This window comes from Rhizobium sp. O111, from assembly GCF_055616315.1.
Window position 1 is genome coordinate 3,042,104 of sequence record NZ_JBSHXL010000001.1, and the last position, 24,735, is coordinate 3,066,838.

A 24,735-nucleotide genomic window follows, 5' to 3' on the forward strand; every position below is an offset into this window, starting at 1 on the left:
TCAGATGAAATATCTTCTGAAATCGTGCACGGCTGCGCTTGCGGCCCTGAGCTTCGTGACGCAGGTCGTGGCGGCCGAGCCGCTGAAGCAATTGGGCAAGGGCGAAGGCGCCGTCAGCATCGTCGCCTGGGCCGGCTATATCGAGCGCGGCGAAAGCGACAAGAATTACGACTGGGTCACCGGCTTCGAGAAGGAGACCGGCTGCAAGGTTTCGGTGAAGACCGCCGCCACCTCCGATGAAATGGTGTCGCTGATGAACGAAGGCGGCTTCGACCTCGTCACCGCCTCCGGCGACGCCTCGCTCCGCCTCGTGGCCGGCAAGCGCGTCCAGCCGATCAACACCGATCTCATCCCGAGCTTCAAGAACGTCGACAAGCGCCTGCAGGACGCGCCGTGGTACACGGTGAATGGTGTCCACTACGGCGTTCCCTATCTCTGGGGACCGAACGTCCTGATGTACAACACCGACGCCTTCAAGGGCGAGGCGCCGAAGAGCTGGAAGGTGGTCTTCGAGGAAGAGACGCTTCCTGACGGCAAGTCCAACAAGGGCCGCGTCCAGGCCTATGACGGCCCGATCTACATCGCCGACGCCGCCCTCTATCTCATGGCTCACAAGCCGGAACTCAACATCAAGAACCCCTACGAGCTCAACGAAGACCAGTACAAGGCCGCCCTCGACCTCTTGCGCGGCCAGCGCAAGCTCGTCTCGCGCTACTGGCACGATGCGATGATCCAGATCGACGACTTCAAGAACGAAGGCGTCGTCGCCTCCGGCTCCTGGCCCTTCCAGGTCAACCTGATGCAGGCAGACAAGCAGAAGATCGCCTCCACCTTCCCCGAAGAGGGCGTCACCGGCTGGGCTGACACGACGATGCTGCACGCCGACAGCGAACACCCGAACTGCGCCTACATGTGGATGGAACATTCGCTGTCCGCCAAGGTCCAGGGCGACGCCGCCGCCTGGTTCGGCGCCGTCCCCTCGGTTCCGGCAGCCTGCAAGGGCAATGAACTGATGACCGACACCGGTTGCGCCACCAACGGCTATGATCACTTCGACAAGATCAAGTTCTGGCGCACGCCGACCGCCAAGTGCGAACAGGGCGAGTGCGTGCCCTATCACCGCTGGGTGTCGGATTATATTGGCGTGATTGGCGGGCGGTAAGCGTTAGCTTTAGCCTCGGCCTCCGCGCCCGGGTTTACCCCCCTCTGCCCTGCCGGGCATCTCCCCCACAAGGGGGGAGATCGACCCGGAGCGGGCGCCTTGCCAAACGGTGAGTGTGGAGCGGGTGGATGCGCCCAGCCGATCTCCCCCCTTGTGGGGGAGATGTCCGGCAGGACAGAGGGGGGTAAGCCACACGGCACAACCCTCCCGACCAAAACACTGTGAATCCCGAGGAGCCCCCAAAATGACACCCGCCGTCCGTTTCCAGAAGGTCTCCCGCCATTTCGGCGCCGTTCGCGCCGTCGATGGCGTCGATCTCGAGATCGCGCCGGGCGAGTTCTTCGCCATGCTGGGGCCGTCGGGTTCGGGCAAGACCACCTGCCTGCGCCTGATCGCCGGCTTCGAGCAGCCGACGGCGGGGCATATCGAGATTTTCGGCGAGACCGCCGAGGGCGTGCCGCCCTACAGGCGCAACGTCAACACCGTCTTCCAGGACTACGCGCTCTTCCCGCACCTCAACATCCTCGACAACGTCGCCTACGGGCTGATGGTCAAGGGCGTCGGCAAGACGGAACGCGCCAAGGCCGCCGAACAGGCGCTGGAACTGGTAAAACTCCCCGGCTACGGTGCACGCAAACCCGGACAACTCTCCGGCGGTCAAAGGCAGCGCGTGGCGCTCGCCCGGGCGCTGGTCAACAAGCCGCGCGTGCTGCTGCTCGACGAACCGCTTGGCGCGCTGGACCTGAAGCTGCGCGAGCAGATGCAGGAAGAGCTGAAGAGCCTGCAGCGCGCGCTCGGCATCACCTTCGTCTTCGTCACCCACGACCAGGGCGAGGCGCTCTCCATGGCCGACCGCGTCGCCGTCTTCAACGATGGCGGCATCGTGCAGGAGGGCACGCCTCAGGATATCTATAACCGCCCGAAAACCCGCTTCGTCGCCGATTTCGTCGGCTCCTCCAATGTGATCGCCCCCGACCTGATGACAGCGCTCGGCGGCGAGAAGCGCTGGGCGAGCCTGCGCCCCGAAGCAATCCGCATCACCGGCGACGGCGTCGAATCCCGTGTCGAGAACGCGAGCTTCCTCGGCGCCGCCACGCGCCTCACTGTCGCCGCCCGAGGCACACGCCTGCATGTCATGCTGCCGGCCGGCGCCACTGTCCCCGAAGTCGGCGCCGATGTCCGCCTCTCGTGGCAGCCCGTCGACGTGCACTATATGGACGACGCCGCATGACCGCGATCGCGCTGACCCACGAGGAGACGGCGACCTCGATCCTGCCCGGCCGCGGCGGTTTCTTCGGCCGACTCTCGGACATGTTCTGGCGCCGCCCGAAGCTGCTGCTCTTCCTGATGCTGACGCCGCCGCTGCTCTGGCTCGGCATCATCTATATCGGCTCGCTCCTGGCGCTTCTGCTGCAGAGCTTCTTTTCGATCGACGATTTCTCCGGGCTGGTGAACTACGAGTTCACGCTGGCAACCTATGCGCAGCTGCTGTCGCCGACCAATTTCGACATCATCGTCAGGACGGTGCTGATGGCGGCGCTGGTGACGCTCGCCTCCGCCGTCGTCGCCTTCCCGATCGCCTATTATGCCGCCCGCTATGCCAGGGGCAAATGGAAGGCGCTCTTCTATCTCGGCGTCATGCTGCCGCTCTGGTCGAGCTATCTGGTCAAGATCTACGCCTGGAAGCTGATCCTCGCCAAAGAGGGCATCCTCACCTGGTTCTTCGCCAAGCTGCATTTGGTCTGGCTGCTCGACGGCGTGCTTTCTCTGCCCGTCATCGGCGGCAACTCGCTGTCGGTGAGCTATATCGGCACATTCCTCGTCTTCGTCTATGTCTGGCTGCCCTACATGATCCTGCCGACGCAGGCAGCCCTCGAACGCGTGCAAGGCAACCTGATCGAGGCCTCGTCGGATCTCGGCGCCACGCCGGGCCAGACCTTCCGCACCGTGCTCTTTCCGCTGGCGCTGCCCGGCATCGTCGCCGGCTCGATCTTCACCTTCTCGCTGACGCTGGGCGATTACATCATCCCGCAGATCATCGGCTCCTCGCGCCTTTTCATCGGCCAGGCGGTCTATGCGCAGCAGGGAACGGCCGGCAACGTGCCGCTCGCCGCCGCCTTCTCCGTCGTCCCCATCGTCATCATGGCCGTCTATCTCTGGCTGGCCAAGAAACAGGGAGCCTTCGATGCGCTCTGACCGTGGCCAACGCGCGCCGATCGCGCTCAAGATCGCCGCCGCCGGCGGGCTGCTTTTTCTGCACCTGCCGATCCTGTTGATCTTCGTCTACGCCTTCACGACGGAGGAGAAGAGCTACCAGTGGCCGCCGCCGGGGCTGACGCTGCAGTGGTTCGGCATCGCCTGGAACCGGCCGGATGTCTGGGCCGCCCTTGGGCTTTCCGTACAGGTCGCCTGCATCGCCACCGCGATCGCGCTGGTGCTCGGCACGCTCTGCGCCGCCGCCGTCAGCCAGACGAAGTTCTTCGGCCGCGAGGCGATCTCGCTGCTCGTCATCCTGCCGATCGCGCTGCCGGGGATCATCACCGGCATCGCGCTGCGCTCGGCCTTCAGCCTGTTCGATATCCCGTTTTCGGTCTGGACGATCGTGCTCGGCCACGCCACCTTCTGCGTCGTGGTGGTCTATAACAACGCCGTCGCCCGCTTCCGCCGCACCCAGGGCTCGCTGATCGAGGCCTCGATGGATCTCGGCGCCGATGGCTTCCAGACCTTCCGCCATGTCATCCTGCCGAATATCGGCACGGCGCTTCTGGCCGGCGGCATGCTTGCCTTCGCGCTCTCCTTCGACGAGGTCATCGTCACCACCTTCACCGGCGGCCAGCAATCGACACTGCCAATCTGGATGCTGGAAGAGCTGATCCGTCCGCGCCAGCGCCCCGTCACCAACGTGGTCGCCATGGTCGTCGTGCTCGTCACCTTCCTGCCGATCCTGGCAGCCTACTACCTCACGCGCGATGGCGATCAGGTCGCCGGAGCTGGAAAATAACCGGAGCGCGGGATACCCCCATCCCGCCCCATCGATAACAAGGGAGAACATCATGGACACCGCGATGCTGATTGGATCCCGCTTCGAAGCGGGCACCGAGATCGAAGAAAACATCCTGAACCCGAAGACCGGAGAGACCGTGCTGAGCCTTGCCGAAGCATCGCTCGGCCAGATCGACGCCGCCGTCGATGCCGCCGAGAAGGCCTTCTCGGCATGGTCGCAGACGACACCCGGCGAGCGCGCCGGCTATCTCCTGAAGATCGCCGACGCGATCGAGAAGGACGCCCAAGGCTTCGCGACGCTGGAAGCGCTGAACTGCGGCAAGCCGATCAACGCGGTGCTGAACGACGAGATCCCCGCCATCGTCGATTGCTACCGCTTCTTCGCCGGCGCGGTGCGCAACCTGCACGGCCCGGTCGCCGGTGAATATCTTCCCGGTCACACCTCGATGATCCGCCGCGACGCCATCGGCATCGTCGGCTCGATCGCGCCGTGGAACTACCCGCTGATGATGATGGCTTGGAAGCTGGCGCCAGCGATTGCCGGCGGCAACACCGTCGTCTTCAAGCCCTCCGAGCAGACGCCGCTGACGGCGCTGAAGATGGCCAAGCTCCTCTCCGACATCCTGCCCGAAGGCGTGGTCAACGTCATTCTCGGCCGCGGCGAAAGCGTCGGCAACGCGCTGATCAACCATCCGAAGATCTCGATGCTGTCGATCACCGGCGATGTCGCAACCGGCAAGAAGGTGCTGCAGGCGGCCGCAAAGACGGTCAAGCGCACGCATCTGGAACTCGGCGGCAAGGCCCCGGTCATCGTCTTCGACGACGCCGATATCGACGCGGTCGTATCGGGCATCCGCACCTTCGGCTACTACAATGCCGGCCAGGACTGCACCGCCGCCTGCCGCATCTATGCCGACGCCAAAGTCTACGACAAGTTTGTCGCCGATCTCTCCTCGGCGGTCTCCTCGATCAAGTTCAACCTCGCCGACGACGCCGAAAACGAGATCGGTCCGCTGATCTCCAAGCGCCAGCGCGACCGCGTCGAGAGCTTCGTCGCCCGCGCCGGCGAGCACAAGCACATGGAGATCACGACAGGCGGCAAGACCTCGGGCGACAAGGGTTTCTTCTACACGCCGACGGTCATTGCCGGCGCCACGCAGGAAGACGAGATCGTTCGCCGCGAAGTTTTCGGCCCGGTCGTTTCCGTCACCCGCTTCACCGATGTCGAGGATGCCGTCACCTGGGCCAACGACAGCGACTATGGCCTGGCCTCGTCGGTCTGGACCAAGGACATCAGCCGCGGCATGAAGACCGCCGCCCGCCTGCAATATGGCTGCACCTGGATCAACACCCACTTCATGCTCACCAACGAAATGCCGCATGGCGGCCTGAAGCAATCGGGCTACGGCAAGGACATGTCGGTCTATGCACTGGAAGACTACACCGCCGTCCGCCACGTGATGATCAACCACGGCTGACGCATGCCATCCAGACCGAGAACGCCGCCGTTGGCAACAGCGGCGGCGTTCTCGTTGACAGGGTGAATTGTCAGCGCGGCGGCATGGCCTCGAATGTCGGCAAGGCAGGATCGATGTGATCCCAGGCGTGGCCGGCGGCGGTCCATGCCACCAGCTGCGGCTTGTAGCGGCTGGGATCGTCGAGGCTTGATGGCGTGACGATGAACACATCCGGCATGTCGGGAAATGTCAGATAGACGTGCGAGCCGCAGGTCGGACAGAAGGCGCGCCGCTTCACCGTACCGCCATCGCCCACGCTCTGCCATTGCGATGCCTCACCCTCCAGCGTCACCTCGGCGGCAACGAAGGTCAGGTGCGACTGGTGGCCGGTACCACTGTCGCGCTGGCATTGGCGGCACTGGCAATCGAGCATGACAACGGGCTCGCCGGCGATCTCGTAGCGCATGGCGCCGCAGGCGCAGCCGCCGGTATAGGATGCGTTCATGACATTCTCCTCCTCTGGATTTAATGCCGCGTCTGCGACGCCTCCTCGGCGACGACAGTGTCCAGTCGCTCGACGACCTTCTTCCAGCCCTCGCTCATGTTGCGATAGGCGGCATCGTTCTTCGGCAGCACGAAGCCCGAATGCACCAGGCGCAACCGCGTGCCCGCTTCCGTTTCGGCAAGGGTGAAGGTGACGATCGTCTCAAGCTTCGAGCCGTAGCCCTGATTGCTCTCGTGGCCGCCCGTCCAGGCATAGGAAAGCCGCTGCCCTTCCACGACCTCGAGCACCTCGCACCGGATGGTGCCGTCCCATTCGCCGGCGGGCTTGGTCTGGAATGTGAAGCGATTGCCGACGACCGCCTCGAACCCCTTGGGCTCCATCAGCCATCGCCCCATCAGTGCGCCCGAGGTCAATGCCTTCCAGACGATCTCCTGTCTATGCGGGAAGACCTCGTCCAGGACGATGGATGACGTGTCGGCATGGTCGGTCATGTGTCGATTTCCTTCAAGAGGTCCCTCAGATCGGCAAAGCGCTCGCGCCAGAAAACGCCATAATGGCTCATCCAATCCGCCAGCGGCTCCAGGCCGGCCGGTTGCGCCCGATAATAGACGTTGCGGCCCTCCGGCCGCTCGCTGACGAGCCCTGCCTGTTTCAAGGTCTTCACGTGCTGCGAGATCGCCCCTTGGGTCACATTGCTCGTCCGGGTAAGCTCCGCCACGGTGATCTCGTCGGCATTGGCGATGCGTTCGAACACCGCCCGCCGGGTGGGGTCGGCAAGTGCGCGCATGACTGTCGTGATGGTCTCGGCTTCTGTCATATCGATTCAATAGCAATCACTAATCAATTAGTCAATACTAATTGATTTTGACTGATGGCCACAACGCGCCGCCAAACCTGCAACACCTCAAAATGTCACCGCTATCTCATTGGATATGGAACCTTTTTCGCTCTGGCGCGTCTTCTATCGGACCAACTAGAAGGAACGCCTCCATGCTGAAATGGGCTCTTATCTTTTTCGTGATTTCGCTGATTGCGGGCTTCTTCGGCTTTTCCGGAATTTCCGCGGCGACGGCGACGATCGCGCGCGTTCTCTTCGGTATCGCGCTGATCATCTTCGTGATCTTCCTGATCCTGGCGCTGATGGCTGGTCAAGCTATTCTATAGCCCGGTCTTGACCGAAAACAGCGATACGGGATCGGCGACGCCCTTGAGCGATACCGGTTCCAGCGCCTCGAAATCCATCTCCGAACTCTCGTCTGTAGCGGCATCATGCGTGCCGCCGCAGACAAGCACCTGCGAAGGTGCGGCGACCGAAGCGATCCGCGCCGCGAGATTGACCGTGTGGCCGAAAATATCGCCATCGCGCGGCACCACCTGACCGGTCGCAACCCCCACCCTCACCTCCGGCAGCTGATGCGCCGCACTCTCCGCGACGAGCGACAATGACGCCTTCAGCGCCGCCTCCGCATCCGGAAACAGCATCATCACCCCGTCGCCCAGCGGCTTGACGATCCGCCCGCCGGCGAGATTGGCGAGGCGCTGCGCCAGCGCCTCGAAGCTCGCCGCCTTCTCGGCCGCCCTGACATCGCCAATATCGCGCGTCAGCGCCGTGAAACCCGTGAGATCGGCGAAAGCCACGGCCGGCAGCGCCTGATCACTTTCGGCCTCGGCACCAAGCCCGCGCAGGGCATCCTGCAGCCGCCCAACCACATTGTCGAACACCGCCTCCTCGAGCATCCGCCGCTGCAGCAGGAAGAGCATGCGGATGCCGATGCGCTGCAGCGAAAGCCGCGTGGCCGCGCCCGCCGCGAGCACCTCGCGGTGGCTGAGGCCAGCGGCCAGCATCGGCGCTTCCACCTCGGCGCGGAAGAGATCGCGCATCGTATCCACGCAGCGCCGCATCGACTGGCCGAAGACCCTCAGCACCCGCTGCATGCCATCGTCTGAAGCGCCGAGCCCGGTGCATTCGGTGATCAGCCGGATGAACTCCTCGTCATCCTCCCGCAACGCCCGCTTCGGCGACATCGGGGAAAGCCCGGCGCTGGAATGCAGCGCGTTGACGCGGCCAAGATCGAGCGACGCACCAACGAGCGCGTCCGCAAGCGACTTGTCCGACATGGTGACCGGCTCGAACATCAGCTGGCTGGCGAAATCGAGCGAGACGATCTGTTGCCTGAGACCGGTGGCGAGCGTCTCCAGCGGGATGCCGGCGGCATTCAGCGCCAGCACCAGCCGCAACCGGCTGACATCGCTCGCCGCATAGCCCTCCGGCCCGACCTCGATGATCTGAAGCCGCGCCACGGCATCCAGCTGCTCCGCATCGCAACCGGCAAGCGCCGCCAATCTCTCGCGCGACAACGACCCCATGAAGCCCCCCAGACAACCCCAGGTGAAAGAAGCCTCTCTTACACCAGATTGCCAAGCGGCTCTATCGCGCGCGCCTACCTCTAAAGGAGGCTTGCGCCGACATTGATGGCAAGCGCCAGGATGGTCGTGTTGAAGAGAAACGACAGCACCGAATGCAGCAGCGTCAGCTTGCGCATGACAGTCGAGCTCGTCGCCACATCCGCCGTCTGCGAGGCGACGCCGATCGTGAAGGAGTAGTAGAGGAAGTCCCAGTAGACAGGCTCGTCCAGCCCCTCGGGAAACTTCAGCCCGTCTCCCTTGACGCCATCGCCATCATCGTCGCCGCCGTAGAAGCGGTGAGCGTAATGCACGGTAAACAGCGTGTGCAGGAAGACCCAGGAGATCAGGATGGTGACGACGGCCGCCAGTGCCCGACCGAGCGCGACGCTGGGTGCCGCCTCCTTGACCTGATGGAGCTCGAGCCCGATCCCCGCGATGCTGGCAAGGGCCGCCGCGATCGACAGGAACAACAGAAGCGAGTCCGAGAAATCGAGATCCGCCGAGCGCTTGCGGATCGTCGCCACGCTCGCCTTCAACATCCGCCGCCATGTGGCGACGATGAACATCACTGCAGCCACGTTCCAGCCGGCCAACAGATTGCGTGCCGTCACCTCGCGCGTCGTCAGAAGCAGGAAGACCGCGAGGCCGACCAGCACCGCGATCACGAAGATCGCGTGCTTGCGCAGCAACCGAAGGGGACGGCCGCTGCCGCCAGACGTAACCTCTGCCATCAAATGCTCCGCCGCTGCGAGATCACCAACGATATCAGCTTGATACCGGCAAGAGCAATATGGCCTCAGCCGGTCCAGCCGCCATCGACCACATGGATCTGGCCCGTCGTGAACCCGGCCTCGTCGCCAGCGAGATAGGTGACGAGTGCCGCGATCTCCTCGGCGGTGGCGATCCGGCCCATCGGCTGGCGGGCGATGAAGTCATTGAGCGCCTTGTCGTAATCGCCGGTGGCGCGCAGCCGCTCGTGCAGCGAGGGGCTGTCGACGGTGCCCGGGCAGATCGCGTTGGCGCGGATGCCCTTGGCGACGAAGTCGGACGCGATCGACTTGGTGAGCCCGATCACGGCGGCCTTCGACGCGCTATAGGCAAAGCGGTTCGGCACGCCCTTCACGCTGGAGGCGACTGAGGCCATGTTGACGATCGAGCCCTTGCCCTTGTCGAGCATCCCGGGAAGGAAGGTGCGGCAGGTCGTGTACATTGCCTTGGCGTTGAGGTTGAAGGAGAAGTCCCAGTCCTTCTCCTCGCAATCGAGGATCGATCCGGCATGCACGAAGCCGGCGCAATTGAAGAGCACGTCGATCGGCCCGATCTCCGCCGCGAAGGCCCGAACCGCGTTCCCGTCGAGCACGTCGAGAACCGTGGTCGTCGCGCCCGCGAGCGTCGAAAGCGACGCCTGGTTGATGTCGGTGGCGTAGACGTGGGCGCCGAGCGCAATGAACCGCTCCGCGCTGGCGCGACCGATCCCCTGACCGGCCGCCGTGACGACGACCTTCTTGCCTTCCAGACCGTGACTCATGATTCCTCCCGTTATGCGTGGCGCTTGCGGCGCATTCATTCATATGCAAACATTATATTCATTATGTCGTCAATCACATTGTCCGACGCCGGACGCTGACACGGGTGGGAGGCCGGTGTCAGCAATCGAAAAATCCGGTGGGAGACTGAAGGGCGGCCAGAAAAGCCTGCATGAAGAGGGAGGAACCGCATGCTCTTCGACACACATCTGCACGTCATCGATCGTAACCGCCTGCACTATCCCTGGCTCCCCGACGTGCCGGATCTGAACCGCGACAGCCTCTACGAGCACTATGCGCGCGACGCGCTTCGCTGCGGCATCACCAATGTGCTGCACATGGAAGTCGATGTGTCAGGTGATGCGATCGAACAGGAAACGGCCTTCATCAAGGAGATCGCCGAAAGACCCAAGAGCCTCGTGCGCGGCGCCATCGCCGCCTGCCGTCCTGAAGATGAGGGCTTTCCGGCCTATCTCGAACGCTGCCTCGCCGACCCCTTCATCAAGGGCTTCCGCCGCGTGCTGCATGTGGCCCCCGACGACACTTCGGAGCGGCCGCTGTTTCGCGAGAACGTCGCGCGGCTGGCTGATACCCGGCTAACCTTCGATCTCTGCGTCCTCCCGCATCAGTTCGAACGCATTCTCGATCTCGTCGACCTCAACCCGGATGTCCGCTTCATCCTCGACCACTGCGCCAATCCGCCGATCAAGTCGGGCATGAGCGCCGTCTGGCATCGCGGCATCACCGAATTCTCCCGCCGCCCCAACGTCACCGCCAAGATTTCCGGCGTCATCGCCTATGGCGATCTCGAACGCTGGTCCGTCGACAGCCTGCGCCCCTATGTCGAGCACACGATCGAAAGCTTCGGCTGGGACCGCGTCGTCTGGGGCAGCGACTGGCCCGTCTGCACGCTCGGCGGCGGACTGACGCCCTGGGTCGCGGTCACGCACGCGCTGACATCAGGCTGCAGCGCCGAGGAGCGCGACAAGCTGTATCAGGGGAATGCGAAGCGGATCTGGGCTGTGGCGTAGCGGAGGTCGGGAAACGTCGTCGCCCGCCGCCCCCTTCGACGCCCGCTTTGATACGGCAAGCGCCACCCCACTCTCCCTCATTCTCGCCCTTGTGGCGGGAATCCAGCCGACGCGCGTCTGCGCGGCGAAGGGACTCCCCTCTCTCTTTCCCACCGTAAGAGGTCATTCACGGCGCGGACGCGCCGTGGCTGGATTCCTGTGACAAGCACAGGAATGAGGTTGGAGAGGTGCCCAAACGCAAAAAGGGCAGCGCCACCGGCACCGCCCTTCTTCAATCAACCACCCGCAAAACCTTAAGCGGCAGCGAGCTGCAGCTCCTTGGTGACCATGGCGCGCAGCGTGCCGAGGTCCTTGGCGAAGGCGCGGATGCCTTCGGCGAGCTTTTCGGTCGCCATGGCGTCTTCGTTCATCATCCAACGGAAGGTCTTCTCGTCGACGGCGATCTTGGAGATCGGCTTGGCAGCCTCGGGCGACAGTTTGCGCTCGAGCTTGCCCTGGTCGTTGGAGAGTTCGTCGAGCAGGTTCGGCGCGATCGTCAGGCGGTCGCAACCGGCCAGTGCTTCGATCTCGCCGGCGCTGCGGAACGAGGCGCCCATGACGATCGTCTTGATGTCGTTGGCCTTGTAGTAGTTGTAGATCTCGCGAACGGAGAGTACGCCCGGATCTTCCTCAGGCGTGAATTCCTTGCCGGTCGACTTCTTGTACCAGTCGAGGATACGGCCGACGAAGGGCGAGATGAGGAACGCCTTGGCATCGGCGCAGGCGATCGCCTGTGCCTGCGAGAAGAGGAGCGTCAGGTTGCAGTCGATGCCTTCCTTCTGCAGGATTTCGGCGGCGCGAATGCCTTCCCAGGTGGAAGCGAGCTTGATCAGGATGCGATCCTTCTCGATGCCGCGCTCCTTGTAGCCGGCGATGATGCCGTGAGCCTTTTCAACCGATGCCTTGGTGTCGAAGGAGAGGTCGGCGTCGACTTCGGTCGAGACGCGGCCGGGAACGAGCTTAGAGAGTGCTGCACCGACGGAAACGGCGAGACGGTCGGCAACGGCGGAAGCAACGGCTTCGGAATTGCCGCCCTGCTTCTTGCCCCAGGAAACGGCTTCCTTGATGGCGTCGGCGAACATCGGCGTGCCGAGTGCCTTCAAAACGATGCTCGGGTTGGTCGTGCAATCGACCGGCTTCAGGCGGGCAACGGCTTCGATGTCACCGGTGTCGGCGACGACGGTGGTGATCTCGCGGAGTTGGTCAAGCTTGGATGTCATGGTCGCGTGTCCTTTTGACTTGAGCTGCGAGCCGGAGCACTTGAGGCCCGGCGAATGAGGTGATCTACGGATTGCCCGTACTGTCTTTGAAGTCGCTGTCTGTGAAATCGTGCCCGCGCGTTTGGCCTACATCATAAACGTCGGCGAGCACCCCATCGTTCCCGTCTCGGGCTGCCGCAACAGGACCGTCCAAGGGCAATCGAGCCCCGGCGCAAGACCGCTGCGATTTGCCATATGCCCGCACAGTGCCTCCTACAATGGACGGAACGACCAGTTACCAAGACTATCGCTATTCCGGGGCCATAATGTCAAGGACATTTGTGCATTTCAATTGACATAAGTGTCACACCGGTCATTATCGCGGCGACAAACCATGCCCTGTCTCAAGCAGGATCTAGGGCGCCTTTGCTTTTGGAGGAGATGTGGTCAAGCTAAAACGCGGCACGCACACCGCCTATTCGGAAGCCTCCTCGCTCAGACTGCGCGCTGCCTGGCTGTATTATAACCAGGGATTGACGCAAAAAGATGTCGCCGAACAGCTCGGCATCAGCCGCACGACCGTCATCCGGCTGCTCGACGAGGCGATGAAGCGCAGCGAGGTGCAGATCTGGATCAACGATTCGATCGGCGATTGCGTCGAGCTGTCGGTGAAGCTGGAGCGCGCCTATGGCCTGGACGAGGCGATCGTGGTGCCCGCCCCCGTCACCTCCGATCCGAATGCGCTCGCTAAGAGCGTCGGACTGGCGCTCGGCCAGTTTCTCTCCGAAGCCATCCCTGACAACTACACGATCGGCGTCGGCTGGGGCCGCACCATGACGGCCTCGCTGTCGAGCTTCCGCCCGCCGCGCCGCGACAATTGCAAGGTCGTCTCGCTGCTCGGCGGCATCGTCGCCGTCCACCAGACCAACCCGATCGACTACACCTGGCGGCTCGCAAGCCAGCTCGGCGCCGAATGCTACATGTTCCTCGCGCCGCTTCTGGTCGATTCCACCGAGACCAAGCGCAACCTCATCGAAAAGTGCGGCCTCGACACCATCTATCGGCTCGCCGAAACGCTCGATCTCGCCATCGTCAGCTGCGGCGATATCGGCCCGCATTCGACCTCGCTGTCGGAGGGATGGATCTCCAAGGGCGAATTGCAGGAGCTGATCGATGCCGGCTGCGTCTGCGACACCATGTTCAATTTCCTCGACAAGGACGGCAACACGGTCGATCATTCGATCAACAGCCGGGTGATGTCGGTCGATCTCGATACGCTGAAGAAGGCCAAGCACATTGTGCTCTCTTCCGGCGGCGCTCACCGGGCGGTTGCCATCAGCGCCACCATCAAGCGGATCGGCTGCAACACGCTGATCACAGACGAAAGCGCCGCCCGCGCCCTGATCGAGCTCGCCGACGCCGCCTGACGCACCGGGCGCATCGGCGACATATGTCGCATCATCCAGACGCCGGTCATTTGCGTAAACGCTGCATGACCAAAGCCGCAGACGATGCTTCCACCGACCACGCGGAAAGCCCAACCGGCAGATTTGTCCTGGCCGGCCTCTACATGATCGCCGGCTGCGCGCACCTGCTCTTTCCAGCCGCGTTCCTGTCGATCACCCCGGATTGGGTTCCCTTCCCGGCCGCGGTGATCGCGCTCACCGGCCTGTGCGAAATTGCCGGCGCGATCGGCCTGACGACTGAGCGATTACGCCGCTCGGCCGGCATTTGCCTGGCCCTTTATGCCGTCTGCGTGTTCCCGGCCAACATCAAGCACGCCATCGACGATCTCGGCTCGACCACGTCCGCCTTGGGTTGGTGGTATCATCTGCCGCGCCTCGCCCTGCAGCCGGTCATCGTCTGGTGGGCGCTGCTTGCCGGCAAGGTGACGCGCTGGCCATTGCCGGCTTCGCACTGACCTCGGCCCAGCGGACGGAGCTGAAACGGCTCGACACGGCGCGATTGGCCGGCGCATGATCGTTCTGCGTCAAACCGCCACGTCGTACGCGCCGGGCCATTTGATAATAGCCAAGGGAAGAACTGGCCGTGGGGGCACAGTCAGGAGGCAAGATTTGTCGAAGCGTAGCTTTTCGTTTCCCGTAGCCGATGTCCGGGCCCGCGCGCTCGGTGAAATCCATTCGCGCCCCTATACGCTGATCCCCGTTTCCCGCGTCATCTTCCAGGTCGCCTTCCTGACCGAAGCCAACTTCGCCGCCGATCAGGCGATCCTGAAGGCGCTCTCGCTTGCCCAGGGTGTTCCGGCACCCGCCGCCGACACCAGCCACCACACGATGAGCTGGGGCAGCGGCACGCTGCGCTGGGAGCGCCACACGGAATTCTCGACCTATTTCTGGGACACACCCGCACCGGCGGAATTCGGCGCCGAGATCCCCATCAATCCCTTCGGCGCCAGCTTCGCGGCACCGGGCGCCTTCATCTCGGGCGTTCGCATCGAGATTCGCCCCGATAGCGAGGATGTCGCCGACGTCATCGCCAATTTCGACCCGACCAGCCTCTGTCAGAGCATGGTGGCCGACAGCCAGGCGACCGTGATCACCGATTTCCGCCAGGACGGCGATGGCCTGACCAAGTTCCTGGTGCTCGACCATGGCATGACGGACGGCGCCCGCGGCATGCTCGCCCAGCGCCTGCTCGATATCGAGACCTATAGAACGCTGGCGATGATGGGCCTGCCGCTGGCGCAGACATTGTCGCCCGAGATCCGCCAGATCGAGACGAGCTTCACCGCCATCACGCAGGGCATGAAGCAGCATGCACGCGCCGAGGCAGACACTACGCTATCGGAGATCACCCGCCTCGCCGCCGAGCTCGAGGCCAATGCTGCCCTTAGCCTCTATCGCTTCGGCGCCAGCCGCGCCTATTACAACATCGTGCTCGAGCGCGTCGCCATGCTGGCCGAAAAGGCGCTCCCCGGCAACGAAACCCTCGGCGCCTTCCTGCAGCGTCGGCTGGCGCCCGCCATGCGCACCTGCCAGTCGGTCGAGGAACGGCAGGCCGACCTGTCGCGCAAGCTCGCCCGCGCAACGGCCCTCCTGCGCAGCTGGATCGATGTCGAATTGGAAAAATTCAACACCGAGATCCTGGCCTCGATGGATAAGCGCGCGCATCTGCAGCTGCGCCTGCAGCAGACGGTCGAAGGCCTGTCGGTCGCCGCCATCTCCTATTACGTCATCGGCCTCGTCGGCTATCTCGCCAAGCTTCTGCATGGCGTCGGCGTCGAGATCGCGCCGGAGACGCTGACCGGTGCGGCCGTGCCCCTCGTCGTCCTCGGCGTCTGGCTCACGGTGCGCCGCATTCGCAGCAAGCACAGCGACGACCACGTCAAAGAGGCCAACCGCCCCGACGCGCTGAGCTGATCCCAAGGCCCGACAGCACGCTCACCTGCCGATCTCTTTCCGCACGCATCTCCGCGTCCGCCCGAAGCGTCATATATCCTTCATGACACGCTGCTTATTTGGCGCCATGAGTGGCCTTGCCGTGCGTGCTTTCATGATATCGTCATGCGGCGCAAAGCCAGGCAGCTCCGCAAGCGTCCGAAGCGACAAATCTGAACAGGGATCGAGATGACCACCATGAGAGGCACGCCTTCAACCGACTGGCTCGAGGCCGAACTGGCCGATACGCTGGATGAAGACTACGAGCTCGAGCTCTCCGAGCCGGCGCTGTCCGAGGAAATCCGCAAGATCTACCGCAAGGCGCATCCGCCATCGATGCCGCGCATCGAGTATTTCCGTTCGCTGATCGCGCTGCAGTCCGAGTTGATCCGCCTGCAGGATTGGGTCACCTATCACAAGGAAAAGGTGGTCGTTATCTTCGAAGGTCGCGATTCCGCCGGCAAGGGCGGCGTCATCAAGCGCATCACCCAGCGCCTCAACCCGCGTGTCGCCCGCGTCGTGGCGCTTCCGGCACCATCGGACCGCGAGAAGTCGCAGTGGTATTTCCAGCGCTACGTCCCGCATCTGCCTGCTGGCGGCGAGATCGTGCTCTTCGACCGCTCCTGGTACAACCGCTCCGGCGTCGAGCGCGTCATGGGCTTTGCCGACGAGGATCAGGTCGAGCAGTTCTTCAACGACGTGCCCGAATTCGAGCGCATGCTGGTCCGCTCTGGCATCCGCCTCGTCAAATACTGGTTCTCGATCACCGACGAAGAACAGCAGCTACGCTTCCTCGTGCGCATCCACGATCCACTGAAGCAGTGGAAGCTGTCGCCGATGGACCTGCAGTCGCGCATCCGCTGGGAGGCCTACACCAAGGCCAAGGAAGAAACCTTCGCCCGCACCAACATCCCGGAAGCCCCGTGGCACATCGTCGAGGGCAACGACAAGAAGCGCGCCCGCCTGAACTGCATCGACCATCTGCTGTCGCAGTTCCCCTACGAGGACGTGCCGCACGAGGAGATCGCCCTGCCCGAGCGCGTGTTCAACCCGGATTACGAACGCAAGGTTCTGCCACCGGAGCTGTACGTTCCGTCGAAGTATTGATTGGAAACGTCGGCGGGTCTGTTGTTGATTGAGTAGAACCGCTGGGCGGGTGAGGCCCCCTCATCCGACCCTTCGGGCCACCTTCTCCCCGCGGGGGAGAAGGGAAGATGGAGCGAGCGGCCCGCAACGAGTCTCTTCTCCCCCACGGGAGCCGTTGCAAAATCTCACCGTTGTGATTCTCTGTCTTAGCGATGAGCGGAGATGATGCGATGTCGGTTCGGGATGGTGGCCAGTTCAGTTTCGCCGATGCGTTGATCCCTCAGGGCAAAGGGTCGGGTCGGCTGGACAAGTTGTCGTCGCTGGTGAGGTGGTACCGTTTCGAGAAGCACCTTGCGCGGCTGCGTGATGACACGGGCAAGGGCGCCGGTCGGCCCGCTTATAGACCGCTGGTGATGTTCAAGGCGCTGCTTCTGCAGTCGCTATACGGCCTCTCGGACATGGAGCTTGAGGAAGCGTTGTGCGACCGGTTGTCGTTCAAGCGTTTCGTCGGCCTTGCTCTGGATGAAGCTTTTCCGGATCACTCAACGCTGTGCCGATTTCGCAACCTTTTGATCAGCGAAGCGCTGCTGGACAAGCTGTTTGCCGAGCTCGACCGGCAGTTGGATGCCGCCGGTCTGATCCTGCGGCGTGGCACGATGCTGGATGCGACGGTGATCGAGACGACGGCGGCCCGCCCGCCTCGCGGTCGCAATGGCGACCTTGATGCCAATGCCAATCTCGATGCCGACGCGTCCGGTTCGGACGGGGACGAGCCGGGCGAGCGGTTGCCGCGTCAGGCACCGAGCGATCCGGATGCGCGGTTCACGCAGCGCAAGGGCAAGGCAGGTTCGGCCTATGGTTACAAGGCTCATGTCGGGGTCGATGAAGGATCCGGCCTGATCCTGAGGGTCGTGACCACGCCGGCCAATGTCAACGACACCGTCGTCGCCGACCTTCTGATTACCGGCGACGAATCCTGCGTGCTGGCCGACAGCGCCTATCATACCCATGCACGCGAGAAGGCCCTGAGGAGCCAGGGCATCAAGCCGCGGCTGATGCGCCGGCCCAACCGGCATCACCGCGTCCTGCCGCCAAGGCTTGCCCGCCTCAACCGGATGATATCGAAACGTCGTGCGGCCGTTGAGACGACCTTCGCCACGCTCAAGCATCGCATGGGCCTCGGGCTGATCCGTTATCGCGGGCTCGTCAAGGCGCGGGCCCAGGTGCTGATGGCGACGATCGCCTTCAACATGCGCCGCTGGGTGACGATGGCGACGTGACCAAGGCCGAACTGCGCCCGCAAACCTGAAAACGCCAGCCTGAAGCCAACAAAAACCCCGCTCAAGGCATTGAGCGGGGAAAAGGGCAGGTCGGTTCGCCATAGAGCTGCCGCGATCGCGTATTTTGCAACGGCTCCCCACGGGGAGAAGGTGCCGGCAGGCGGATGAGGGGGCCTCACCCGCTGACCTGTCGATAGCCGCGCGCTCCCCCAGCCCCACTCAAGCGTGCGCCGACTCCCACCCCAGCATCGCCCGCTTGCGCGTCAGCCCCCAGTGATACCCCGTCAACGCCCCGCTCTTGCCGAGCGCCCGATGACACGGCACCACGAAGGAGATCGGGTTGGCGCCCACCGCTGCCCCCACCGCCCGCATCGCCGTCGGGCGGCCGATGTCGGTGGCGATGTCGCTATAGGTGACCGCCTTGCCGAAGGGGATCTTCAGAAGGCTCTCCCAGACCTGAACCTGGAAATCGGTGCCGATAAGCACCACACGCAGCGGCTGCTCGGACGTCCAGCGTCCCGGCTCGAAGATGCGCGCGGCGTAACCGACCGTTGCCTCGCGGTCCTCAACATAGTCGGCATTCGGCCAGCGGCAGGTCATGTCCTCGAGGCAGGCCGCCTCGCCGCCGATATCGGCGAAGGCAAGGCCGGCGAGGCCGCGGTCGGTCGCCATGACCAGCGCGATGCCGAAGGGCGACGGGTGGAAGCCGTAGCGGATCGTCAGCCCGCCGCCGCGCGCTTTCCATTCGCCGGGAGACATCGCCTCGTGCGTCACGAAGAGATCGTGCAGCCGACCGGGGCCGGAAAGGCCAACCTCGAAGGAGGTCTCCAGCAAGGGCAGCTCCTCCTTGCGCAGCAGCCGCTTGGCATGGTCGAGCGTCACCGCCTGCAGGAAGGCCTTGGGCGAAAGACCGGCCCAGCGGGTGAAGGTCTTCTGCAGCTGCGTCGGCGATTGGTTGAGGCGCATGGCGATCGCTTCCAGCGACGGCTGCTCACGGTAATCCTCGGTGATCAGCTCGATCACCTGGCGGACGGTCTCGTAGTCGGGACCATCGGGCGTGATGTCTTGGTTCAGCTTGGCTACCATGTTCATGATCTTTCTCCTTGTCACAAGGAGATAGTCAAGCGGCATCGTTGAAGCCACCCGATTCTTGCGCCTGATTTAGATGATCATCAGATACGCTGCTTGACCGTCGCCAGCGCCCGCTTGAACGCCTTGGCGAAGCTTTCGCGATCATCCGGGTTGAGAAAGCCGCCGATATCCGTCGCCCGTCCCTGTCCATAGATATGCATGGACAGGATGCCGATCTCGTCGTGGCGGCGCACGGAAAAGCGTGTCCAGAACGGATTGAAGTGATGCTCGACCGTACGCCCCGAAGGCGCGATCTTGCGCACCGCTATATCGGTGCGCGACACGGTGACCATCTCGCGTGCCCTGGCCGAGCGATAGTTCAGCCGGAAGGCGCCGTAGAGAAGCAGGAAATCGAGGCCGAAGAAGAAGCCGATCGGCCAGGCGCCGGTGGCGATGAAGAACAGGCCGTAGAGCAGGCAAACGCCGCCCGACAGCAGCAGGAGCACCCTGAACCCCTTGCGGCCGAGAGACCGGTGGGGAAAGAGCTCGGCTGAAAACACGGGCTGGTCCAAAACCGCCTGCTGACCAGCGCTGTCGGCGTTGCTTTCCATCATGGCTGCCGAGTATAGATTGTCCATGTCCAGTCCGAAACTCAAATCCTCCGCCACATCGTCGCAGCCCGAAAAACCCGTCGTTCGCCGCAAGAAGAAGGCGAGCGTCCGCTCCGTCTATAGCGAGGCCGAGCGCGAGGAGATGTTCCGCCGCTTCTCCGTGCAGCGGCCGGAGCCGAAGGGCGAGCTGGAGCACTCCAACCCGTTCACGCTCGTCGTTGCCGTGGCGCTGTCGGCGCAGGCGACCGATGCCGGCGTCAACAAGGCGACGCGCGCGCTCTTCAAGGTGGCCGATACGCCCCAGAAGATGCTGGATCTCGGCGAGGAGAAGGTGCGCGATTACATCAAGACGATCGGCCTCTATCGCAACAAGGCGAAGAACGTGATCGCGCTATCGCGCATGCTGGTGGATGTCTTCGGCGGCGTGGTGCCTCAGACGCGCGACGAGCTGGTCATGCTGCCCGGTGTCGGCCGCAAGACCGCCAATGTCGTGCTCTCCATGGCCTTCGGCCAGGCGACCATGGCGGTCGACACGCATATCTTCCGCATCGCCAACCGCATCAAGCTGGCGCCGGGCAAGACGCCCGACGAGGTGGAGGAGCGGCTGATGAAGGTGGTGCCGAAGCATTACCTCTACCACGCCCATCACTGGCTGATCCTGCACGGCCGCTACACCTGCAAGGCCCGCCGCGCCGAATGCGAGCACTGCGTCATCGCCGACCTCTGTCGCTCGCCCGAAAAGAGCTGCGACATCCCGGCGCCGCTGGTCGAGCTGCCGCCGCAGGTGATCGGCGAGGCCGTCGAGTAATAGGATCAGACCCGAACGCCGAGTTCCCTACGCGACAGCAGCTTGTGCAGATGCACCATCATGCCCGCGGCAAACAGCGGCGTCAGCAGGTTGACGATCGGGATGGCCAGGAAAGCGGTGATCACCAGACCGGCGAGGAACACCGTCGGCGCATGTTTCTGGCGGAAGAGCCGCGCCTCGGCCGGCGGGCGGAAGCGCATGGCGGCGAACTCGAAGAATTCCCGGCCGAGCAGATAGCCGTTCACCAGGAAGAAGGCGACGAGATTGACGCCGGGGATGAACAGCAGGAACAGCGCCACGATGTTGCCGACGATGACGACGCCGAGGAACTTGATCGAGCTCAGAATGGCCGGGCCGAGCGGCATGGCGGTGCCGGGCACGTCGTCGGGATAATCGCGCTTTTCCACGACGTCGGCCACGTCGTCGAGAAACAATCCGGCGATCAGCGCGGTGACCGGCGACAGCAGAAGTGCCAGCCCCAACGCCAGTCCGATGCCCGCCATGATGGCAAAGACGAAGCCCAGCCAGCCCGCCCAATCGGGCATCGCGGGAAAGAAGCTGGCGACCCAGGGAAAGACGAAAGCCATGAAGGCGCTGCGCAGCGCCAGCCACAGGCCGATCAGCGCGAGCACGGTGAGCCCGAGCACTTTCCAGAACACCGACCGCGTTTCCGGGGCGAAAAGATTGGTGATGGAAAGGCGCGCCGCTTCGAGGATCATGGTGACGTCTCCGGTTGTGGCGATGATGTAGGAATCTGATCTTTGAACGGCAAGGCTGAAATTATTTCGCCGGATTGAGGGAATTGTTGTTCAAAAGCCTTTCATAATATATATTTAAATCAGCATCTAAGATTACTTGCAGGGCGCTCCGAATATTTGCGGACGCAAGGATTTGTTTCAAGCAGACAGGAAACATCACCCAAAATCGGGACAGCTGCCGTGGAAGACTTTGTTCAGAAGCTCCGCCAATACGCGAAATCCGGCACGCCCGCCGAACGTCGCATCGCAAAATATTTCACCGAACACTTGAGTGATCTTCCGTTCGAAACGGCAGCCTCGGTGGCCGACCGGCTGGACCTGAGCCCGATGACCGTCGGCCGCTTCCTGCGGGCGCTGGGCTATCAGGGGCTCGACAGTGTCAAGGTGCAGATCCGCGACGTCGCCGGTGTCTCGGCCACGCAGATGCAGGCCTCGATGTCGGAACTGCAGGTCGATGCCGCAGACGGAAAGCCGCTCGCCGTGCTTGTCGCCGAGCAGATCCAGGCGCTACATCACATCTACCATCTCACCGGACAGCAGCACTGGACCGACGCGGTGGCGATGATCCGCGCGGCAAGCGAGGTGTTCATCGCCACCCATGTCTCGCAGGCAAGCTTCGCCACGCATTTCAGCCAGCGCCTGACGCAAGCACGCGATGGCGTGCATGCGCTCGACGGCAGCGGAAATCGCTTCGCCGAGCTCTTCGCGCGCGTCAGTGGCGAAGGCGCGCTGCTTGTGATCATCGACAGCCAGCGGTTCAAAAAAGCCCGTCTGCTGGCGCGCATCGCCCGGCGCTACGGATACAAGGTCGTGCTCATCAGCGCCAAGAGCGCCAACTGGGTGCTCGACCAGGCCAATCTCATCCTGCCGCTCCCCCCGACCCGGCCGGGAGAACAGGACAACCTGCCGCCGGTGATCGCGTTGCTCGACTGTCTGTCATCGGCGGTTGTCAGCGCCGTCGGTGACGAGGCCATTGCCCGCGCCAGCCGCATGACCGAATTCAGCGTCATGCTGGGCGAAGAGCCCAACCGCTAGCGATCCGAAATCTATTCCATCGCCTCAAGCTCGGCGCGATGGCGATACATGGCGAGCAGCCGCCGGTAATCCCGATCGTAAAGCGCGCGCTTGCTCTCATCGGGAACATGCACGTCGCCGCCGGGATACATGGCCGCACCCGCCGTGGCGAGGTCAGCATGCAGACCGCAGGCGACGGAGGCCGCCATCGCGGTGCCCAGAAGCACCGCCTCATTCATCTTCGGCACGACGACCTTGCAGCCGGTCGCATCCGAATAGAGCTCCATCAGCACAGGGTTCTTCACATGCCCGCCCGCCACATGCAGCGTGTCGGGCGCGTAGCCATATTCTTTCATCCGCTCGAGGATATGGCGGATGCCGAGCGCGATCGCCACGGCGGTGCGCCAATAGAGCGCGCAGAGCCCGTCAAACGAGGTGTCGAGCGTCAGCCCGCTGACAGTGCCGACCGCGTGCGGGTCGGCAAGCGGCGATCGGTTGCCGTGAAAATCGGGCAGCACAAAAATCCTGGCGCCGAAGGCATCGCCCTCTTCCGCGCGCAGCTGCGAAATACGCGACACGATCTTCTGGTGCAGTGCCGCCGTCGGCTCGCCGCCTGCCGCATGCATCCTGACGACATGGTCGAGCAGAGCCCCCGTCGCCGACTGCCCGGCTTCGACAAGCCAGGTGCCGGGAAACACGGCCTCGTAATAGGGTCCCCACATGCCGTGGCTCGGGCGTCGCTTGCGCGAGAACGAAACGATGCAGCTCGACGTGCCGGCGATCAGCGCCAGCTGCCGTTCCAGCCGTTCCGGGTCATGCGCGTCGCCGCCAAGCGTTCCGAGCGCGCCGGCATAGGCGTCGATCATGCCGGAAGAGACGTGACACGCCGTGGTGAGCCCGAGCGCCGATGCCGCCTCCTTCGTCAGCGTGCCGACGCTGCCGCCGACCGCGACCGTGTCGTCAGGCAGCCGCCCGCGCGCCTGCAGGTCATCGAGGCCGATCTGCTCGAGAAAGTCCTTGCGCCAGCCATCCTTGAGGTGGGCCAGATAGTTCCACTTGGACGTCAGCGTGCAGCGCGATCGCGCAAGCGAGCCGGTGGACTTCCAGGTCATGAAATCGGCGAGGTCGAAGAGATAGCCGGTATTCGCCCATGTCCCCGGCAGCTTCTTCTTCAGCCACATCAGCTTCGGCATTTCCATCTCGGGCGACATGAAATGCCCGGAATGCTCCAGCACCTCGTGGCCGGTCGCCGTGCAGAAATCCGCTTCCTTCAGCGCCCGGTGATCGAGCCAGACGATGGTGTCAAACCGACGCTCGCCGCCCGTCGATACGCTGATCTGCCCGCCATCGATATCCCGGACCACAAGCGAACAGGTGCCGTCGAAACCGATCGCGCCGATGCTCTCGGGTGCGGCACCCGATTGCTCCATCGCGCGGCGCACGGCAATGCACACCGCCGACCATATATCCTCGGAATCGTGCTCGGCGTGGTTTTCGCGGGGCCGGTTCATGATGATCGGATGATCGGCCTTGCCCAGCAGCTGGCCGCGCGCATCGAAGACGCCGGCGCGTGCGCTGCCCGTGCCGATATCAACAGCAACCACATGCTGAGGCATTAAAGGTCGTTCCCGTCCCGCTGATGTTTTTTGATAAGGTGGATCAAATCCGGCATGACGTCAAACGTAGCGTCGGGGGAAAGGCGGTCAAGCTCGTCGCGATAGCCGGCGAAATTGGCATGCGAGCCGCCGGTAAAGGCGAAGACGGTCATACCGGCGGCCTTGGCAGCCTCGATGCCGGCGGGGCTGTCCTCGATCACCACGCAATTGGCGGGATCGACCTGCATCTGGCTTGCCGCATGCAGAAAGAGGTCCGGCGCCGGCTTGCCGTTCTTCACCATCGAGGCACTGAAGATATTGGGCAGCCGGTCGATCAGCCCGGTGACTGTCAGCGACAGACGGATACGCTCCACCTGGCTGGACGACGCGACGCAGCAGGGAATGTCGAGCGCGTCGATCGTATCGGCGATCCCCGCGATCGGCTTCAGCTCGGTGCGGAAGCGCGCATAGAGATCGGTGCGGATCTGCTCCAGAAAGGCTTCGCCGGGATGGACGTTATATTCCGTCTTCATCGTCTCGATCACGGTCGCGAGGCTGCGCCCGAGAAAGCGGCCATAGACCTCGTCCTCGGTGATCGGCACGTTGAGATCGTTCATGGCCTTGACGAGAACGGTGACGGAGATCGGCTCGCTGTCGACGAGGACGCCGTCGCAGTCGAAGATCACAAGCCGTGTTTCAGCATCAGCCATGACACATCCAATCAGGGTTCAAGACATTGCAGGCAGAGTTGGGTGGATAGCGGCGGGGAGCGCCCGCCGCCTGATG

The 24,735-nt window shown here is 63.5% G+C and carries 26 protein-coding genes and 1 pseudogene; 15 read left to right on the plus strand and 12 right to left on the minus strand.

The window, feature by feature from the left end:
* Window positions 1-4: 4 nt before the first annotated feature.
* The 5 genes from ACVTFQ_RS15310 (at window position 5) to ACVTFQ_RS15330 (ending at window position 5,643) form a co-directional block, all read left to right on the plus strand.
* Window positions 5-1,162 carry an ABC transporter substrate-binding protein gene (locus tag ACVTFQ_RS15310; RefSeq protein WP_111564942.1) on the plus strand — a complete coding sequence of 386 codons (1,158 nt, stop codon included), beginning with the start codon at window positions 5-7 and terminating at the stop codon, window positions 1,160-1,162.
* A 244-nt stretch (window positions 1,163-1,406) separates the two neighbouring features.
* The gene (locus ACVTFQ_RS15315; RefSeq protein WP_112436639.1) at window positions 1,407-2,393 is read left to right on the plus strand and encodes an ABC transporter ATP-binding protein; all 987 of its coding nucleotides are present in this window, start codon (window positions 1,407-1,409) and stop codon (window positions 2,391-2,393) included.
* The gene (locus ACVTFQ_RS15320; RefSeq protein ID WP_111564945.1) at window positions 2,390-3,358 is read left to right on the plus strand and encodes an ABC transporter permease; all 969 of its coding nucleotides are present in this window, start codon (window positions 2,390-2,392) and stop codon (window positions 3,356-3,358) included. Before ACVTFQ_RS15315 ends, ACVTFQ_RS15320 begins: the two co-directional genes overlap by 4 nt.
* Window positions 3,348-4,163, plus strand: coding sequence for an ABC transporter permease (locus tag ACVTFQ_RS15325; RefSeq protein ID WP_037179553.1), 816 nt, complete (start codon window positions 3,348-3,350; stop codon window positions 4,161-4,163). The genes ACVTFQ_RS15320 and ACVTFQ_RS15325 overlap by 11 nt, the downstream gene beginning before the upstream one ends.
* A 52-nt stretch (window positions 4,164-4,215) precedes the next feature.
* Entirely contained in the window at window positions 4,216-5,643 is a 1,428-nt protein-coding gene (locus ACVTFQ_RS15330; protein WP_111564946.1) for a gamma-aminobutyraldehyde dehydrogenase, read from the plus strand.
* Window positions 5,644-5,713: 70 nt separating this feature from the next.
* Here the strand turns inward: ACVTFQ_RS15330 and ACVTFQ_RS15335 are convergent, their stop codons facing one another.
* The 3 genes from ACVTFQ_RS15335 to ACVTFQ_RS15345 are packed head-to-tail and all read right to left on the minus strand — an operon-like array spanning window position 5,714 to window position 6,944.
* A complete protein-coding gene (locus ACVTFQ_RS15335; RefSeq protein ID WP_111564947.1) occupies window positions 5,714-6,127 on the minus strand; it encodes a GFA family protein in 414 nt (137 codons plus the stop codon).
* Window positions 6,128-6,147: 20 nt separating this feature from the next.
* Window positions 6,148-6,618, minus strand: a complete 471-nt coding sequence (locus tag ACVTFQ_RS15340) for an SRPBCC family protein (protein WP_111564948.1) — start codon at window positions 6,616-6,618, stop codon at window positions 6,148-6,150.
* Window positions 6,615-6,944, minus strand: a complete 330-nt coding sequence (locus tag ACVTFQ_RS15345) for an ArsR/SmtB family transcription factor (RefSeq protein ID WP_111564949.1) — start codon at window positions 6,942-6,944, stop codon at window positions 6,615-6,617. Before ACVTFQ_RS15345 ends, ACVTFQ_RS15340 begins: the two co-directional genes overlap by 4 nt.
* A gap of 173 nt (window positions 6,945-7,117) precedes the next feature.
* Between ACVTFQ_RS15345 and ACVTFQ_RS15350 the strand changes: the two genes are divergently transcribed.
* Window positions 7,118-7,291, plus strand: coding sequence for a DUF1328 domain-containing protein (locus ACVTFQ_RS15350; RefSeq protein ID WP_047509759.1), 174 nt, complete (start codon window positions 7,118-7,120; stop codon window positions 7,289-7,291).
* On the opposite strand, the gene ACVTFQ_RS15355 is transcribed toward ACVTFQ_RS15350, so the two are convergent.
* The 3 genes from ACVTFQ_RS15355 to ACVTFQ_RS15365 all read right to left on the minus strand — a co-directional run bounded on the left by ACVTFQ_RS15355 (window position 7,286) and on the right by ACVTFQ_RS15365 (window position 10,061).
* Window positions 7,286-8,494 (minus strand): adenylate/guanylate cyclase domain-containing protein, encoded by a 1,209-nt coding sequence (locus ACVTFQ_RS15355; protein ID WP_313760556.1) that lies wholly within the window; start codon window positions 8,492-8,494, stop codon window positions 7,286-7,288. The genes ACVTFQ_RS15350 and ACVTFQ_RS15355 overlap by 6 nt on opposite strands.
* An 80-nt stretch (window positions 8,495-8,574) precedes the next feature.
* Window positions 8,575-9,264 carry a DUF1345 domain-containing protein gene (locus tag ACVTFQ_RS15360; RefSeq protein WP_111564951.1) on the minus strand — a complete coding sequence of 230 codons (690 nt, stop codon included), beginning with the start codon at window positions 9,262-9,264 and terminating at the stop codon, window positions 8,575-8,577.
* A 65-nt stretch (window positions 9,265-9,329) separates the two neighbouring features.
* Window positions 9,330-10,061: an SDR family oxidoreductase gene (locus ACVTFQ_RS15365; RefSeq protein WP_111564952.1), complete on the minus strand. Its 732-nt coding sequence runs from the start codon at window positions 10,059-10,061 to the stop codon at window positions 9,330-9,332.
* Window positions 10,062-10,250: 189 nt separating this feature from the next.
* On the opposite strand from ACVTFQ_RS15365, the gene ACVTFQ_RS15370 reads away from it, so the two are divergent.
* Window positions 10,251-11,090 carry an amidohydrolase family protein gene (locus ACVTFQ_RS15370; RefSeq protein WP_111564953.1) on the plus strand — a complete coding sequence of 280 codons (840 nt, stop codon included), beginning with the start codon at window positions 10,251-10,253 and terminating at the stop codon, window positions 11,088-11,090.
* 293 nt (window positions 11,091-11,383) lie between these two features.
* Here the strand turns inward: ACVTFQ_RS15370 and tal are convergent, their stop codons facing one another.
* Window positions 11,384-12,349, minus strand: coding sequence for a transaldolase (gene tal, locus ACVTFQ_RS15375; RefSeq protein WP_111564954.1), 966 nt, complete (start codon window positions 12,347-12,349; stop codon window positions 11,384-11,386).
* 422 nt (window positions 12,350-12,771) lie between these two features.
* Here tal and ACVTFQ_RS15380 point away from each other — a divergent pair, with 422 nt between their 5' ends.
* The 6 genes and pseudogenes from ACVTFQ_RS15380 to ACVTFQ_RS15405 all read left to right on the plus strand — a co-directional run bounded on the left by ACVTFQ_RS15380 (window position 12,772) and on the right by ACVTFQ_RS15405 (window position 18,092).
* Entirely contained in the window at window positions 12,772-13,755 is a 984-nt protein-coding gene (locus ACVTFQ_RS15380; protein WP_047509771.1) for a sugar-binding transcriptional regulator, read from the plus strand.
* A gap of 65 nt (window positions 13,756-13,820) precedes the next feature.
* Entirely contained in the window at window positions 13,821-14,249 is a 429-nt protein-coding gene (locus tag ACVTFQ_RS15385) for a DoxX family protein (protein ID WP_111564955.1), read from the plus strand.
* 154 nt (window positions 14,250-14,403) lie between these two features.
* Window positions 14,404-15,708, plus strand: a complete 1,305-nt coding sequence (locus tag ACVTFQ_RS15390; protein WP_111564956.1) for a DUF3422 family protein — start codon at window positions 14,404-14,406, stop codon at window positions 15,706-15,708.
* Between the two features lie 207 nt (window positions 15,709-15,915).
* Window positions 15,916-16,833 (plus strand): polyphosphate kinase 2, encoded by a 918-nt coding sequence (gene ppk2 / locus ACVTFQ_RS15395; RefSeq protein ID WP_018902013.1) that lies wholly within the window; start codon window positions 15,916-15,918, stop codon window positions 16,831-16,833.
* Between the two features lie 54 nt (window positions 16,834-16,887).
* A pseudogene (locus ACVTFQ_RS15400) lies at window positions 16,888-16,995 on the plus strand (endonuclease domain-containing protein); the annotation flags it as partial.
* Window positions 16,996-17,024: 29 nt separating this feature from the next.
* Entirely contained in the window at window positions 17,025-18,092 is a 1,068-nt protein-coding gene (locus ACVTFQ_RS15405) for an IS5 family transposase (protein ID WP_162718251.1), read from the plus strand.
* 219 nt (window positions 18,093-18,311) lie between these two features.
* On the opposite strand, the gene ACVTFQ_RS15410 is transcribed toward ACVTFQ_RS15405, so the two are convergent.
* Entirely contained in the window at window positions 18,312-19,184 is an 873-nt protein-coding gene (locus ACVTFQ_RS15410) for a methylated-DNA--[protein]-cysteine S-methyltransferase (RefSeq protein WP_111565281.1), read from the minus strand.
* An 80-nt stretch (window positions 19,185-19,264) separates the two neighbouring features.
* Entirely contained in the window at window positions 19,265-19,777 is a 513-nt protein-coding gene (locus ACVTFQ_RS15415; RefSeq protein WP_047509906.1) for a DUF2244 domain-containing protein, read from the minus strand.
* A 22-nt stretch (window positions 19,778-19,799) separates the two neighbouring features.
* On the opposite strand from ACVTFQ_RS15415, the gene nth reads away from it, so the two are divergent.
* Window positions 19,800-20,582, plus strand: a complete 783-nt coding sequence (gene nth / locus ACVTFQ_RS15420; protein WP_111565280.1) for an endonuclease III — start codon at window positions 19,800-19,802, stop codon at window positions 20,580-20,582.
* 5 nt (window positions 20,583-20,587) lie between these two features.
* Here the strand turns inward: nth and ACVTFQ_RS15425 are convergent, their stop codons facing one another.
* A complete protein-coding gene (locus ACVTFQ_RS15425; protein ID WP_111565279.1) occupies window positions 20,588-21,301 on the minus strand; it encodes a sulfate transporter family protein in 714 nt (237 codons plus the stop codon).
* 219 nt (window positions 21,302-21,520) lie between these two features.
* Between ACVTFQ_RS15425 and ACVTFQ_RS15430 the strand changes: the two genes are divergently transcribed.
* Window positions 21,521-22,375, plus strand: a complete 855-nt coding sequence (locus ACVTFQ_RS15430) for a MurR/RpiR family transcriptional regulator (RefSeq protein WP_112950540.1) — start codon at window positions 21,521-21,523, stop codon at window positions 22,373-22,375.
* A gap of 11 nt (window positions 22,376-22,386) precedes the next feature.
* Here the strand turns inward: ACVTFQ_RS15430 and ACVTFQ_RS15435 are convergent, their stop codons facing one another.
* Together ACVTFQ_RS15435 and ACVTFQ_RS15440 are read right to left on the minus strand one after the other, a co-directional pair.
* A complete protein-coding gene (locus ACVTFQ_RS15435; RefSeq protein WP_111565277.1) occupies window positions 22,387-23,970 on the minus strand; it encodes an FGGY-family carbohydrate kinase in 1,584 nt (527 codons plus the stop codon).
* On the minus strand, window positions 23,970-24,659 hold the full coding sequence (locus ACVTFQ_RS15440) for an HAD family hydrolase (protein ID WP_018902443.1): 690 nt from the start codon (window positions 24,657-24,659) through the stop codon (window positions 23,970-23,972). Before ACVTFQ_RS15440 ends, ACVTFQ_RS15435 begins: the two co-directional genes overlap by 1 nt.
* Window positions 24,660-24,735 lie beyond the last annotated feature (76 nt).

Excerpts from the sequence above, each read along its gene's own strand:
- ACVTFQ_RS15310 (WP_111564942.1), top strand. The coding sequence starts at position 5 with ATGAAATATCTTCTGAAATCGTGCACGGCTGCGCTTGCGGCCCTGAGC.
- ACVTFQ_RS15440 (WP_018902443.1), bottom strand. The coding sequence starts at position 24,659 with ATGGCTGATGCTGAAACACGGCTTGTGATCTTCGACTGCGACGGCGTC.
- ACVTFQ_RS15405 (WP_162718251.1), top strand. The coding sequence starts at position 17,025 with ATGAGCGGAGATGATGCGATGTCGGTTCGGGATGGTGGCCAGTTCAGT.
- ACVTFQ_RS15415 (WP_047509906.1), bottom strand. The coding sequence starts at position 19,777 with ATGATGGAAAGCAACGCCGACAGCGCTGGTCAGCAGGCGGTTTTGGAC.
- ACVTFQ_RS15325 (WP_037179553.1), top strand. The coding sequence starts at position 3,348 with ATGCGCTCTGACCGTGGCCAACGCGCGCCGATCGCGCTCAAGATCGCC.
- ACVTFQ_RS15410 (WP_111565281.1), bottom strand. The coding sequence starts at position 19,184 with ATGAACATGGTAGCCAAGCTGAACCAAGACATCACGCCCGATGGTCCC.
- ACVTFQ_RS15365 (WP_111564952.1), bottom strand. The coding sequence starts at position 10,061 with ATGAGTCACGGTCTGGAAGGCAAGAAGGTCGTCGTCACGGCGGCCGGT.
- nth (WP_111565280.1), top strand. The coding sequence starts at position 19,800 with ATGTCCAGTCCGAAACTCAAATCCTCCGCCACATCGTCGCAGCCCGAA.
- ACVTFQ_RS15355 (WP_313760556.1), bottom strand. The coding sequence starts at position 8,494 with ATGGGGTCGTTGTCGCGCGAGAGATTGGCGGCGCTTGCCGGTTGCGAT.
- ACVTFQ_RS15340 (WP_111564948.1), bottom strand. The coding sequence starts at position 6,618 with ATGACCGACCATGCCGACACGTCATCCATCGTCCTGGACGAGGTCTTC.
- ACVTFQ_RS15370 (WP_111564953.1), top strand. The coding sequence starts at position 10,251 with ATGCTCTTCGACACACATCTGCACGTCATCGATCGTAACCGCCTGCAC.
- ACVTFQ_RS15435 (WP_111565277.1), bottom strand. The coding sequence starts at position 23,970 with ATGCCTCAGCATGTGGTTGCTGTTGATATCGGCACGGGCAGCGCACGC.
- ACVTFQ_RS15385 (WP_111564955.1), top strand. The coding sequence starts at position 13,821 with ATGACCAAAGCCGCAGACGATGCTTCCACCGACCACGCGGAAAGCCCA.
- ACVTFQ_RS15425 (WP_111565279.1), bottom strand. The coding sequence starts at position 21,301 with ATGATCCTCGAAGCGGCGCGCCTTTCCATCACCAATCTTTTCGCCCCG.
- ACVTFQ_RS15345 (WP_111564949.1), bottom strand. The coding sequence starts at position 6,944 with ATGACAGAAGCCGAGACCATCACGACAGTCATGCGCGCACTTGCCGAC.
- tal (WP_111564954.1), bottom strand. The coding sequence starts at position 12,349 with ATGACATCCAAGCTTGACCAACTCCGCGAGATCACCACCGTCGTCGCC.
- ACVTFQ_RS15320 (WP_111564945.1), top strand. The coding sequence starts at position 2,390 with ATGACCGCGATCGCGCTGACCCACGAGGAGACGGCGACCTCGATCCTG.
- ACVTFQ_RS15360 (WP_111564951.1), bottom strand. The coding sequence starts at position 9,264 with ATGGCAGAGGTTACGTCTGGCGGCAGCGGCCGTCCCCTTCGGTTGCTG.
- ACVTFQ_RS15330 (WP_111564946.1), top strand. The coding sequence starts at position 4,216 with ATGGACACCGCGATGCTGATTGGATCCCGCTTCGAAGCGGGCACCGAG.
- ACVTFQ_RS15350 (WP_047509759.1), top strand. The coding sequence starts at position 7,118 with ATGCTGAAATGGGCTCTTATCTTTTTCGTGATTTCGCTGATTGCGGGC.
- ACVTFQ_RS15315 (WP_112436639.1), top strand. The coding sequence starts at position 1,407 with ATGACACCCGCCGTCCGTTTCCAGAAGGTCTCCCGCCATTTCGGCGCC.
- ppk2 (WP_018902013.1), top strand. The coding sequence starts at position 15,916 with ATGACCACCATGAGAGGCACGCCTTCAACCGACTGGCTCGAGGCCGAA.
- ACVTFQ_RS15335 (WP_111564947.1), bottom strand. The coding sequence starts at position 6,127 with ATGAACGCATCCTATACCGGCGGCTGCGCCTGCGGCGCCATGCGCTAC.